Annotated in this window: 12 protein-coding genes; all 12 read right to left on the bottom strand. The window is 51.1% G+C overall.

From position 1 onward, the window contains the following. Positions 1 to 135 precede the first annotated feature (135 nt). Positions 136 to 2631, bottom strand: a complete 2496-nt coding sequence (gene leuS, locus ACZ5PW_RS19680; RefSeq protein ID WP_464556717.1) for a leucine--tRNA ligase — start codon at positions 2629 to 2631, stop codon at positions 136 to 138. 358 nt (positions 2632 to 2989) lie between these two features. Further along, a complete protein-coding gene (gene nusB / locus ACZ5PW_RS19675) occupies positions 2990 to 3451 on the bottom strand; it encodes a transcription antitermination factor NusB (RefSeq protein WP_464556716.1) in 462 nt (153 codons plus the stop codon). A gap of 183 nt (positions 3452 to 3634) precedes the next feature. Next, positions 3635 to 4105, bottom strand: a complete 471-nt coding sequence (gene ribH, locus ACZ5PW_RS19670) for a 6,7-dimethyl-8-ribityllumazine synthase (protein ID WP_464556715.1) — start codon at positions 4103 to 4105, stop codon at positions 3635 to 3637. Positions 4106 to 4120: 15 nt separating this feature from the next. Further along, positions 4121 to 5338 (bottom strand): bifunctional 3,4-dihydroxy-2-butanone-4-phosphate synthase/GTP cyclohydrolase II, encoded by a 1218-nt coding sequence (locus ACZ5PW_RS19665; protein WP_464556714.1) that lies wholly within the window; start codon positions 5336 to 5338, stop codon positions 4121 to 4123. 280 nt (positions 5339 to 5618) lie between these two features. After that, on the bottom strand, positions 5619 to 6275 hold the full coding sequence (locus ACZ5PW_RS19660; RefSeq protein ID WP_464556713.1) for a riboflavin synthase: 657 nt from the start codon (positions 6273 to 6275) through the stop codon (positions 5619 to 5621). A 3-nt stretch (positions 6276 to 6278) separates the two neighbouring features. Beyond that, positions 6279 to 7421, bottom strand: coding sequence for a bifunctional diaminohydroxyphosphoribosylaminopyrimidine deaminase/5-amino-6-(5-phosphoribosylamino)uracil reductase RibD (gene ribD / locus ACZ5PW_RS19655; RefSeq protein WP_464556712.1), 1143 nt, complete (start codon positions 7419 to 7421; stop codon positions 6279 to 6281). Further along, positions 7396 to 7851, bottom strand: a complete 456-nt coding sequence (locus ACZ5PW_RS19650; protein ID WP_464556711.1) for a deoxycytidylate deaminase — start codon at positions 7849 to 7851, stop codon at positions 7396 to 7398. Before ACZ5PW_RS19650 ends, ribD begins: the two co-directional genes overlap by 26 nt. Positions 7852 to 8118: 267 nt before the next feature. Continuing rightward, on the bottom strand, positions 8119 to 9357 hold the full coding sequence (glyA, locus tag ACZ5PW_RS19645; protein ID WP_464556710.1) for a serine hydroxymethyltransferase: 1239 nt from the start codon (positions 9355 to 9357) through the stop codon (positions 8119 to 8121). Between the two features lie 416 nt (positions 9358 to 9773). Further along, positions 9774 to 11012 (bottom strand): beta-ketoacyl-ACP synthase II, encoded by a 1239-nt coding sequence (fabF, locus tag ACZ5PW_RS19640; RefSeq protein WP_464556709.1) that lies wholly within the window; start codon positions 11010 to 11012, stop codon positions 9774 to 9776. 122 nt (positions 11013 to 11134) lie between these two features. Further along, positions 11135 to 11365 (bottom strand): acyl carrier protein, encoded by a 231-nt coding sequence (locus ACZ5PW_RS19635; protein WP_464556708.1) that lies wholly within the window; start codon positions 11363 to 11365, stop codon positions 11135 to 11137. A gap of 37 nt (positions 11366 to 11402) precedes the next feature. Beyond that, complete coding sequence (gene fabG, locus ACZ5PW_RS19630) at positions 11403 to 12146, bottom strand: 3-oxoacyl-[acyl-carrier-protein] reductase (protein ID WP_464556707.1); 744 nt, start codon at positions 12144 to 12146, stop codon at positions 11403 to 11405. 189 nt (positions 12147 to 12335) lie between these two features. Beyond that, positions 12336 to 13322 (bottom strand): beta-ketoacyl-ACP synthase III, encoded by a 987-nt coding sequence (locus ACZ5PW_RS19625; protein ID WP_464556706.1) that lies wholly within the window; start codon positions 13320 to 13322, stop codon positions 12336 to 12338. Positions 13323 to 13368: the final 46 nt, after the last annotated feature.

Here is a 13368-nt window from a genome sequence, read left to right as displayed (position 1 = left end):
AATGCACACCCATCCATTACAGGAAATTTCTAAAAGTCACGGACGCGTAGCCCTCTAAAATATTTTGAAAAGCTTGGGTCCGGGTAAGGGGAACTTTTCTCAAAAGTTCCCCTTACCCGGACTCCGGAGGCTAACCTAGTTAGCAACAATATTTATAAGCTTACCGGGGACAACAATGACTTTTCTTACAGTCTTGCCGTCTGTGTGCTTGGTCACGTTCTCGTGGGCAAGCGCAGTAGCTTCGATTTCTTCTTTGGTGGCTGCGGCAGGTACGGAAAGCTTTCCGCGCATTTTACCGTTAACCTGAATGATGATCAGGATTTCATCGGTAACCATTGCGGATTCATCGTACTCGGGCCATGCCACATCTGCCATGCTGCTTTCGTACCCGACAGTTTTCCATATTTCTTCACAGATGTGAGGAGCTATGGGGGAGAGAACGGTCAGAACCGTGCTGAAAGCTGAAGACACCTCGAAACGGCCTTCTTCGGATTCAAGGAGGTTGTCCTTGAGCGAATAGATTTCGTTCACCAGTTCCATGGTCGCGGCGATAACAGTGTTGAACTGGAATTTGTTTTCCATGTCACGGCTGGCGCGCTGTACAGTCTCGTGCTCCTTGAGGCGAAGCTTTTTAGCATCGGAAGGGAGGTCGCCCGCAGGTTTGGCGCATGCACCGACCGGGCTGATTTTACCGTCCAGTTCCTCAGCGAGTCTCCAGATTCTGTTCAGAAAACGGAAAGCACCTTCGATACCCTGATCAGACCACTCAAGATCTTTTTCAGGCGGAGAAGCGAAAAGGATGAACAGGCGGGTAGCGTCCGCACCGTATTTGCCGATCATGGCATTGGGGTCGACAACGTTGCCCTTGGATTTGGACATCTTTGCGCCGTCTTTGAGGACCATCCCCTGAGTGAGCAGGTTTTTAAACGGCTCACTGAGCTTGGTATAGCCTTCATCACGCAGCAGCTTGGTAAAGAAGCGGGCATAAAGCAGGTGCAGAATAGCGTGTTCAATGCCGCCGATATACTGGTCAACCGGAGACCAGTATTCAAGGGATTTGCTGTCGAATGCTTCGTCATCCTTGCGGGCATCGGTGTAGCGCATGAAGTACCATGAAGATTCCACAAAGGTATCCATGGTATCGGTTTCACGCTCGGCCATTTTGCCGCACTTGGGGCAGACTACATTAACGAAACTTTCCATCTGGGGCAGCGGAGAGCGGCCGTCTTCATTCATGACCGCATCTTCGGGCAGAATAACCGGCAGGTCTTCTTCGGGGACGGGGACAGTTCCGCACTGGTCGCAGTAAATTACCGGGATGGGAGCACCCCAGAAACGCTGGCGGGAGATGTTCCAGTCACGCAGACGGTAATTGATGGATTTTTTGCCCTTGCCGGACTTGCCGAGATACTCAACTATTGCGGCTTTTGCCTCTTCGTTGGGCATTCCGTCGAATTCACCGGAGTTAACCAGAACACCGGGATCGGAATATGCCTCGGTCATTTCGGCAACATTGAGAGTCTCACCCTCCGGCTGAATTACAACCTGTTTGGGGAGATCGTATTTGGTAGCAAATTCGAAGTCGCGCTGGTCGTGGGCGGGAACGGCCATGACTGCACCGGTTCCGTAGCCCATGAGAACAAAGTTTGCCACGTAGATGGGCATCTTCATTCCATTGAGCGGGTTGATGCAGTAAGCTCCGGTGAAGATGCCTTCTTTTTCAAGATCATCTGCGGAACGCTGGAATTTATCCATGTTGGTACATTTGTGTACGAATTCACGGACTTTTTCAGCTTCTGGTTTGCCGTCAATGAGTTTTTCCACCATAGGATGCTCAGCAGCAAGAGACATGAAAGTTGCACCGTAAAGAGTGTCGGGACGGGTAGTGAACACGCTGATGTTCTCATCGTATCCGTCAATTTCGAAATCCAGTTCCGCACCGATGGATTTTCCGATCCAGTTGCGCTGCATGGTGATAACGCGCTCAGGCCAGCCGCCTTCAAGCTCGTTCAGGCTGTCCAGCAGTTCTTCCGCGTAATCGGTGATGCGCAGGAACCACTGGGCCAGTTCTTTCTGCTCAACCTGAGTGTCACAGCGCCAGCAAAGGCCGTCTTCAACCTGTTCGTTAGCCAGAACAGTGTGACAGGTTTCACACCAGTTAACCGGAGATTTTTTACGGTAAAGAAGTCCTTTCTCAAGAAACTTCAGGAAAAATTTCTGTTCCCATTTGTAATAGCCGGGGTGACAGGTAGCCAGTTCACGGCGCCAGTCGTAGGAGTAGCCGAGACGTTTGAGCTGGGTGCGCATGTCGTCGATGTTGGCGTAAGTCCATTCGGCGGGATGGGTGTTGTTTTTGATAGCTGCGTTTTCAGCGGGAAGGCCGAAAGCGTCCCATCCCATGGGGTGCAGGACGTTGAAGCCCTTCATGCGTTTGTAGCGCGCTACAACATCACCGATGGAGTAGTTGCGGACATGGCCCATGTGAATTTTGCCGGAAGGGTAGGGAAACATTTCCAGCACGTAGTATTTGGGACGGGACTCGTCAGCTTCCACATGGAAAGCGCCCTTGTCGGTCCATTCCTTCTGCCACTTGTTTTCAATCAATTCCGGTTCGTATTTCCCAAAACCCATTTAGAAATCCTTATCTGATGCGCTGTGCGCTTTTGATAGGTGATGCCTCCGGCGGCCCTGCGGGGCTTTGATCAGATGCGTTTTCGCGCTTTTTATTATCTGATTTCGCCTCCGGCGGCCAAAGGGGATAATCCCCTTTGGAAACCCTAATTGTTGTATTTGAGGAACAAGGATTTTAGTAGCTTAAAACAGTCCTTGCATTAAAAATGCGGCCTAGCCTGCATATTTTACTATTTGCCTTACTCTGTGGCGAAGCCCCGATAAAAGTTTTTGGGATTCTTAAACCCTTTTTCCCAAAAGGGTTTAAGCCCCCGCAGGGACCGTCGGTAAGACTCCCCGAAGGGTCGCCGAAGGCATCTTAGAAATTCTTTGTAACCTTGAACTTGCCGGTGTCGATGTCGCGGGCTACCGCGTCCAGAATTCCGTTGATGAAATTGCGTGAATTTCCGTCACCGAATTTTTTAGCCAGCTCGATACCTTCGTTGATACCAACCTTGAGGGGGATATCGGGCTTGTGCATCAGTTCGTAAACAGCAAGTCTGAGGATTGCCAGCTCCACTTTCGCGATTCTCTCGATTTTCCAGTGTTTGGAGTAGTTTTTGATAACTTCATCAAGTTCTTCAAGAGACCTCCAGATTCCGAGCAGCATGTCGCGTGCGTATAGGATCAGTTCCTCGTCCGTTTCGCGCATAACCGCCGGGCTCTGATTGTAAATGCGGTCGCAGGTCCATCCACCGTGTGGAGGAACAAAACTCAAGCCGTAAAGTACCTGGAATGCAAGCACCCGGCCTTTTCTACGTAAACCTTTTGTCTGGGACATTTTTATTCACACCCTTGCGTTTGCAAAGAACGTTTTGATTTTGAAACGCAAGATACATCTAAATTGTTATTTAAACAACACAACAGGCATACGGTCTCTGATTAAGCTATCAGAGGCCGTATGCCCTTTATTAATTGCTCTGAAATGCAGCCGGCCCAATAGAACCGGTAGTGGGGCTTCTGCCTAAATCTGTTCCATTACGCGAACTGTTTCCAGCATGGCGGAGGCGGCTTCAACACCTTTGTTGCCTGCTTTGGATCCGGCGCGTTCAATAGCCTGATCAATGGTGTCGCAGGTCAGCAGGCCGAAACCGATGGGCAGGTTGTTGTCCATGCTCACCTGGGCCACGCCTTTAGCGCACTCATTGCAGACGTAATCAAAGTGGGGAGTTGCTCCACGGATAACGGTACCGAGAACCACGATTCCGTCATACTTGCCGGATTCAGCCAGCTTTTTGGTCACAACGGGAATTTCAAAGGCACCGGGAACCTTGATGAGTTCCATGTTTTCCTTTTCGCAGCCGTGACGTACTAGATAGTCAACTGCACCGCCGATAAGTCTTTCCACGATAAAATCGTTGAAACGGCCGGCTATGAGAGCGATCTTGAGGCCTTTGCAGTCGAGCTGACCTTCGATGGTTTTGATATGGTACATGTTAGCGTCTCCCTTTTATTTTTCTTCACCAAGGTGGTCCAGCATGTGTCCCATCTTGTCTTTTTTGGTCTTCAGGTAGTCGAAGTTCATTTCGCAGGCATCCATTTCGATGGGTACGCGCTGGGTCACTTCAAGACCATAACCTTCCAGACCTACAATCTTTTTCGGGTTGTTGGTCATCAGCTTCATTTTGGTGATGCCGAGCTGAACCAGAATCTGTGCGCCTGTTCCGTATTCACGAAGATCGGGCTGGAAACCGAGTTTCTCGTTGGCTTCAACTGTGTCGCATCCGAGGTCCTGCAGGTGGTAGGCTTTGATCTTATTGCCAAGACCGATGCCACGGCCTTCCTGACGCATGTATAGCAGTACGCCTTTGCCTTCGTTGCGGATCATGCACATGGCGGAAGCGAGCTGGTCGCCGCAGTCACAGCGCTGGGAGCCGAAAACGTCACCGGTCAGGCATTCGGAATGAACACGGACAAGGACAGGCTCTCCGGGAGTGATATCGCCCATGATCAAGGCGATGTGAGTACGGTTGTCTTCACTGGAATGGAAAGCGGATGCTTTAAACTGACCCCAGCGGGTGGGCAGTTCAGCGTCTGCTTCACGGGTCACAGTATGGCTGCCGAACTTCATGCGGTATTTGATCAGATCCTCGGTGGAGCAGATCTTGAGATTGTGTTCCTTGGCGTATTCCTTGAGGTCGGGAAGGCGGGCCATGGTGCCATCGTCCTTCATGATCTCGCAGATTACACCGGCGGGTTTCAGACCTGCAAGGCGGGCGAGGTCAACGCTGCCTTCTGTCTGTCCTGCACGGACCAGAACACCGCCGTCTTTGGCGCGGAGCGGAAAAATGTGGCCGGGGGAAACAATGTCCTCGGGCTGGGCTCCGTCTTTCACGGCTGCAAGGATTGTGGTGGCGCGGTCAGCGGCGGAAATACCGGTTGTGACTCCGTCACGGGCCTCGATGGAAACTGTGAAGTTGGTTCCAAACTGGGATGCGTTGGTCTGGGCCATGAGCGGCAGTTGCAGGTGGTCAACCATTTCGCCGGACATGGCGAGGCAGATCAGTCCACGTCCGTGGGTGGCCATGAAGTTGATGATCTCGGGAGTTACTTTTTCAGCGGCACAAACCAGATCACCCTCGTTTTCACGATCTTCATCGTCGACCATGATGACCATACGGCCTTCGCGGAGGTCCTCAATAGCTTCTTCAATAGTGCAGAAAGGCATATTTGTATCCTCATGCTCCGCAGAGCGGAGAGCTTTGTATATTTCGCTGTCCGGCATTGCGGGCAGGTCTGTCTTCTTACCCTAAAAACGCAAAAGGGTGAAATATGTTTTTTTCTTGGAAATATATTTATATATTCCAAGTGTTTAAATGCGAACAGCCTGTTTGTAGATGCAGCTTGGCAATGTTCCAATGAAGATTTAAGGGATTCTTAACCCCTTTTTAAAAAGGGTAAGCCCCGAAAGGATCATCGGTAGACACCTCGAAAGGCCGTTAAAGGCTTTAAAATCCGTGTTCACGCAGAAAGTTCATGGTAATCCTGCTCTGCGGCTTGTCTTCAGACTTTTGGCTGGTCCACGGGGCTACCATTCTTTCAACATATTTCCCGATGATGTCAGTCTCTATGTTCACTTCATAACCGGGGGTCCACATGGAAATTGTGGTTTCTTCCTGAGTCTCGGGAATGATGTTGACTTCAAGGTAATCGTGACCGCAGTCGTTCACAGTCAGACTGATGCCGTCCAGTGCAACAGAGCCCTTTGGGACAACATATTTACCATGTTCGACAGGAAATTTGATGCGGTAGATTTTCGATTCCCCCTCAGGACGGACGGAATCAACAGTGCCGAGACAATCCACATGCCCGGAAACAATGTGTCCTCCCAGACGGTCGCCCATGGCGAGCGCACGCTCATAGTTTATCATGGAACCTTTTTTGAGATTGCCGAGATTGGTCACCGACATGGTTTCCTTGCTGGCGTAACAGGTGAACCATGTATCGCTGTAGGTCTCCACCGTAAGGCATACTCCGTTAATGGCTATGGATTCACCTTTAACGTAATCTTTGATGCCGGAGGCTCTGACAGTGAAGCGCGTTTCTTTTCCACGGTTTTCCGCTTTGGAAATGCTACCTTTTCCCTGAACAAGTCCGGTGAACATATTTTATTGTCCTTCGGGTTTGAAAACTATTTTTAAATCTCGTCCGCTCTGCTGTACACGGCTGATTCGCATATTCATGGCTTCACTGATCATTTCCCGGTCTGATCCGGCGAAATTTGACCTGCCCTGAACGTTACCCAGAATACGGGGAGCCTGATACATGACGAATTCGTCAACAAGACCCTGTTCAGCTATGGACAAGGCGAGTTGGCCTCCGCCTTCGCAGAGGGTGCGCAGAATACCGTGTTGCTCACGCAGGGTTCTGAATCCAGATTCCATTATAAGTCCTTTTTCGCCACTGGGAAGGGGGTGGACTTCAATTCCCCTTTTTTTAAGCTCGAGGGCAGTCTTAGTAGCGGCCTGCTGCTCATTGGTCCAGAAAATTGTGTCGGATGCTCTGGTCGTGGTCAGGGTGTAGTTGTCCGGATCTTTAGGCAGAGAGTTGGTGACCACCACCGCCTTCGGCTGTGTAAAGCCTTCGGGAAGCGGGTCAAGCCGGCAATTGAGGCTTGGATTGTCCTCACGCATGGTATTGCCGCCGACAATCACTGCTCCGACCATGGATCGCAGATACTGCACATCCTGAAAAGATTCAGGACATGATACGGCTTCCTGAGCTCCCGCAGTCCCGGCAATTTTACCGTCGATGGTGCAGGCCAGCTTCAGGATGGAATAGGCCCGGTCCGAAAACTGCCAGCAGAGAAAGTCCGAGATAAGATCAAGGCACTGCTCTTCAAGTATGCCGTGCTCGACTTTTACCCCTTTGGACTCCAGATATTCAAGTCCGCCTGCTGCCTTGGGGTTAGGGTCCCGGGTTCCAACCACAATATGTCTGATCCCGGCCTGAAGAATACCTTCTGTGCAGGGCGGCGTCTTGCCGTAGTGATTGCATGGCTCAAGGGTTACGAACATGGTGCACTGTGACATATCCACGCCTTTGGAGCGGGCATCAGCGATGCATTCGCGTTCGGCGTGCAGGCCGCCACAGAACTGGTGGTAGCCTTCCGCGACAATATGTCCGTCCTGAACCATCACCGCCCCGACACATGGATTGGGCGCGGTGCGGTTGCGACCGCGCAGAGCAAGTTCCACCGCGCGGGTCATGAATGTTTCGTAGAAACTAAGCGTCGAGTGAAAGAAGTGCAAACTTAACTCCGGCTTCAGCAAGCATCTTTTCTGAGAGTTCGTCCGGGTAGCTTTCGGAATAATATATAGCCGTCACTCCGGTATTGATTAGCATTTTAGTGCATATCAGGCAGGGCTGGGTGGTGCAGTATATTTCAGCGCCATGCAGGGAAATACCGTGCAGAGCGCCTTGAATGATGACATTCTGCTCTGCGTGCAGGCCACGGCACAGTTCGTGCCTTTCTCCGGAGGGGATTCCCATTTTTTCACGGATGCAACCCACTTCGGCGCAGTGGGCAGTGTTGGTGGGCGGTCCGTTATAGCCGGTGGCCAGAATTCGTTTGTCCTTAACCGCGACGGCGCCGACTTTACGTCTGGTGCAGGTGGCTCTTTCTGCCACAAGGTGCGCTATGCGCATGAAATATTCAGGCCACGGAAGTCTGTTGTCCATGGAGTGATCTCCTGCTTTAAGATGCTGAAACGGACCCGGACTTTAATCCGGGTCCGTTTTATAATGCCTTCGGCGACCCTGCCGGGGCCTTAAACCCTTTTCCAAAAGGGTTTAAGAATCCCAAAACGTTTCAGTTGGGTTTCGCCTTTGGATAATCTAGTCCGTGGGGAATCAGAAAGTTTAATTCCTGACTCCCGCCTAGAGAGTAAGACTGATTTTATATAGAGCAATTATTCTTAATTACTTCTGAACTTAGAACCAGATTTCCTAGTATGCGAACAGGGGGTAATCTTTTGCGAATACTGCTACTTCTTTGCTGATTTCTGCGAGTCTGGTTTCGTTGCCAACGGAGTCGAGAGCTGCGGTGATCCAGCCTGCTACTTTTTCCATTTCGCCTTCTTTCATTCCGCGGGTGGTCAGAGCCGGAGTACCGATACGCACACCGGAGGTAACGAAGGGGGAACGGGTTTCGAAAGGAATGGTGTTTTTGTTGACGGTGATGCCTGCCTCGTCGAGAGCGTGCTCAGCGTCTTTTCCTGTGATGTCCTTGTTGGTCAGGTCCACCATCATCAGGTGGTTATCGGTACCGCCGGATACGAGTTCGAAACCTGCATCCATGAGGTGTCCTGCCAGAGCCTGTGCGTTTGCCACAACCTGCTTCTGGTATTCAACGTAGGACGGGCTCAGAGCTTCACCGAATGCGACCGCTTTGGCTGCGATAACATGCATGAGCGGGCCGCCCTGAATTCCGGGGAAAATATTGGAGTTGAGTGCTTTTCCGTTTTCCTCGGTTGAGAGGATCATACCGCCGCGGGGACCGCGCAGGGTCTTGTGGGTGGTAGTGGTGGTGTAGTGTGCGTGCTCAATGCAGGAGGGGTGAACACCTGCTGCGATGAGACCTGCGATGTGAGCCATGTCGACCATAAGCACTGCGCCCACTTCGTCAGCAATCTGGCGGAAGCGTGCGAAGTCGATGACACGGGGGTAGGCGGAAGCACCGGCAATGATCATCTTGGGTTTGCATTCTTTGGCAATCTCAAGAACGTTGTCGTAGTTGATCGTCTTGGTCTCAGGGTCAACACCGTAAAATTTGATGTCAAAGAGCTTACCGGAAAAGTTGACCGGAGAACCGTGGGTCAGGTGGCCGCCGTGGGAGAGGTCCATACCGAGAACGGTGTCGCCGGGCTTCAATGCCGCAAAGTAGACAGCCATGTTTGCCTGTGAACCGGAGTGGGGCTGAACGTTTACGTATTCGCAGCCGAAGATTTCTTTCGCGCGGTCACGTGCAAGATCTTCCGCGAGGTCAACGAATTCACAACCGCCGTAGTAGCGCTTTCCGGGATAGCCTTCAGCGTACTTGTGAGTCATAACACTGCCCATAGCCTGACGGACCGCGGTGGAGGTGAAGTTCTCCGAAGCGATGAGTTCCAGCTTGGTCATCTGGCGGGTTACTTCCTGTCCAATGGCAGCCGCTACTGCCGGATCTTTCATCATCAGTTCTTCCATGACAAGCTCCAGTATTTTTAAGATTTAGAAATATTTGTGTCTCCGGCGGGCCTACCGGCGGTCCCTCCGGGGCCAAAGAAAGTTTTTTAAAAAAAGTTTCCCTGGACTCTTCAAAAACTTTTAGTCGGGCTTAGCCTCTTCGAAACTAAGTTCTTAGAAAAAAGAAAAATTCTAGGAGATGTGCTTTAGATTTTGAACAATATAAAAATTGATCAAAGTAGTAAGTGCATCTTCCTCGCACAATTTCTCATACAAGGACGCGAAAGCCTACTAAAAAGTTTTGGGATTCTCAAACCCTTTTCTAAAAGGGTGTGAGGCCCCCAGCGGGGCCGCCGGAGGCATACATGGAGCACAGGAATGCTCCATAGAAATTATAAAGCCCCCGGTGTTTACACCGAGGGCCTTTGAATGCGGAATTAAGCTTCGTATCTCTTAAACAGCATACAGGCGTTGGTACCGCCGAAGCCGAAAGAGTTACTGAGAGCGTAGTTGGCCTGTTTCTCGCGTGTGCCGCCTTTACCGTAATCAAGGTCACAATCGGGATCTGGGTCGATCTGGTTGATTGTTCCGGGAATGATTCCGGTTTCAAGGGTTTTAACAGCAAAAACAGCTTCCATGCCGCCTGCGCCGCCGAGGAGGTGCCCGGTCTGGCCTTTGTTCGCAGCTATGGCGATATTGTAGGCGTGGTCGCCGAAGACCTTCTTGATTGCTCTGGTTTCACAGAGGTCATTAAGCTTGGTGGAAGTCCCGTGCGCGTTGATATGATCAATCTCGGAAGGATCGATCTTAGCTTCACGGATGGCAGCTTCCATGGCAAGGGCCATGCCTTCGCCGTCTTCCATGGGTGCGGTCATGTGGTAGGCATCGCCGGATGCACCGAAACCAACGACCTCGGCGAGAATTTTCGCACCGCGTGCTTTTGCATGGTCGAGGGATTCGAGCTGCATTAGGCCGCAGCCTTCACCCATGACAAAACCGTCACGACCTGAGTCGAAAGGACGGGATGCAGTCTGGGGATCTTCATTGCGGGTGGACAGGGCTTTCATGGAAGTGAAGCCTGCAAAACCCAGCGGAGTGATGGTGGATTCAGCTCCTCCGCAGATCATTACATCGGCGCGTCCGAGCATGATGTCGGTGTATGCGGAGCCGATAGCATGGGTTCCGGATGCACAAGCGGTACACAGGCACATGTTGGGGCCCTGGGCTTCTGCAAAGATGGATACCTGACCGGATGCCATGTTGCCGATGATAATCGGGATAAAGAAAGGAGTTATTTTCTTCGGACCGGACTTCATCAGTTTGGCGTGCTGTTTCTCGATGGTTTCAAGTCCACCAAGACCGACGCCGATGACAACCCCGGCACGTTTTCTGGCTTCGCCCTCAAGTTTGAGCCCCGTGGACTCCATGAGCATCTTGTTAGCAGCCACAGCGAACTGGGTGAATCTTTCCATACGCTTGGCCTGCTTAGCGGGGATGTAGGCTTTGGGGTCGAAGTCCTTGACTTCACCGGCGATGCGGGCGGAAAACTCGCTGGCGTCAAAAGCGGTTATTTCAGCAATTCCGCATTTGCCTTCAAGGAGGTTGTTCCAGCTGGTATCTACGTCGTTACCGATGGGGGTGATGGCGGATACGCCTGTTACTACTACCCTGTTCATGTATTTGAACCTGTAAATAAGTTTGGGTTGTTTAGCGGGGGGCATAAGAAAAGAAGCGCCTTACGCCCGTAAGGGACTGATAAGGCGCTTTTCTTAAAAACCCTGAAGTCAGAGAGTCTTCTCTACTGCTTGCTTTCAACGAAAGCTACAGCGTCTTTAACCTTGAGGATCTTCTGGGCTTCTTCATCTTCGATTTCAACGTCGAACTCTTCTTCCATAGCCATGATGAGTTCGGTGAGGTCAAGAGAGTCGGCACCGAGATCTTCAACGAAGGAAGCTTCGTCTTTTACTTCGTCTTCGGAAACACCAAGCTGGTCTACGATAATTTCTTTTACTTTTTCAGCTGCGGACATAGTCCCCTCCAAGTCATTATTTTTTAATGTTTTTTGTCTACATGTACATCCCGCCGTTAACAGCGAGAGTCTGTCCAGTGATATAACCGGAGTCTTCCGACGCAAGGAAGGAAACCGCGTTTGCTATATCTTCGGATTTGCCGAGTTTCTTCAGCGGAATTGTTTCCATCATCTGTGCCACGACTTTTTCAGGAAGTTCTGCGGTCATGTCAGTCTCGATGAATCCCGGTGCTACGGCATTCACGGTGACTCCGCGCGGAGCAAGCTCTATGGCACTGGCCTTGGTCAGTCCGATAAGACCGGCCTTGGCGGATACGTAGTTAGCCTGTCCGGCGTTGCCGGCCTGAGCTACTACAGAGGAAATGTTGATGATTCTGCCGTAGCGCTGCTTCATCATGATTTTGCCCGCTTCACGCAGACAGGTGAAGGCACCGGTCAGATTAATATCCAGAACCTTATCCCAGTCATTGTCTTTCATGCGGACCAGCAGGCCGTCTCTGGTGATACCGGCATTATTGACCAGAACATCCAGTTTGACCTTGCCTTTGATTTCCTCTTTGAAAAAAGCTGTAACGGCTTCACGGTCAGAAGAATCAAGCTTTAATGAGCGGGCCTTTCCGCCTGCAGCTTCAATTTCAGCGCAGACTTTTTCGGCTCCGTCGGGGCGGCTTACGTAAGTTATGATAACTTCAAAGCCGTCTTTGGCAAGCCTTTTGGCACAGGCCGCGCCGATTCCTCTGGAACCGCCCGTCACAAGGGCGGTGCTTGGCTGTTCACTCATTTACTTTCCTCTATGTTAAATTGATGCGGTCATGCGTCTCATAGCCTAAAGCGGCTTTGACTGCAAATCTAATCTAAAATTATTCTGTTTAAACATACATGTGCGTTTGGTGAATGCACTTTTCCTTTTTCATACAACGCATTTGTGTCTGTTGTGTGAAAAGTAACAGCGCAACCGGAAACATCACAGCTAGAATTGAATCAGGGAAGATCCCCAGGTCAGTCCTCCACCGAAGGTTGCCAGCAGCACCAGATCTCCGTCCTTTATGAATCCGGATTCTCTCGCGTCCGCAAGACCTATGGGGATTGAGGCGGCGGAGGTATTTCCGAACCTGTCCACGTTGGCGAAAACCTTTTCGCGGGACACACCCAGTTTTTTACCTACTGCCTCAATGATTCGCATGTTTGCCTGATGAGGCAGGAGCACGTCAACGTCATCTGTTGTAAATCCATTGCGTTCCAGAATCTCGTTGGAGATGGAGGTCATGGATCTTACTGCATGCTTGTAGATCTCACGTCCCTGCATCTGGACAAAGTTTTCTTCGCCCACTTTATCCCCGAGTCTGTAAGGATAGGCGGAACCGGCTCCCTTGATGGTTAGGTTCATTGCAGGACCGCCGTTAGCGGAAATAAGTGTGTCGATGACCTTTCCGGGATCATTATCATTTCCGGCAGTGAGAACAGCCGCCCCGGCTCCGTCTCCGAAGAGAACGCAGGTTGAGCGGTCTTCCCAGTTTACTCGGCTGGTAAGAACTTCGGAACCGCAGATAAGTATTTTAGCCTGTGGGTGGAGATTGATCAATGCACGGGCCACTTCAATTGCGTAAACAAAACCGGAGCAGGCCGCGGACAGATCCATGGCAGCCCTGTTTTTGATTCCCATACGCTCCATGAGCAGGCAGGCGGTGGCAGGGACGGGCATGTCTCCGGTGAAGGTGGCTACAATTACGTGAGTGAGTTCTTCTGCATCCATGCCGGAGGCTTTGAGAGCCTTGACAGAAGCATGGTAAGCAAGATCAAGGCAGGTTTCGTCTTCAACAACGTGACGCTGCTTGATTCCTGTGCGGGTAGAGATCCATTCATCGTTGGTATCAACGAATTCTTCAAGATCTTTGTTGGTGTAAATCCGTTCAGGGACATGGAAACCCAGGCCCCTGATATGTGAGAAAGTACTCATTATGCCATTCCTGTTTTAGGATGGAAAATGTAACAGGCGGTCTGGG

This window comes from Maridesulfovibrio salinus, assembly GCF_055394525.1.
The sequence above is the reverse complement of the archived record's forward strand: the minus strand, read 5'-3'. Positions and strand labels throughout refer to the sequence as shown.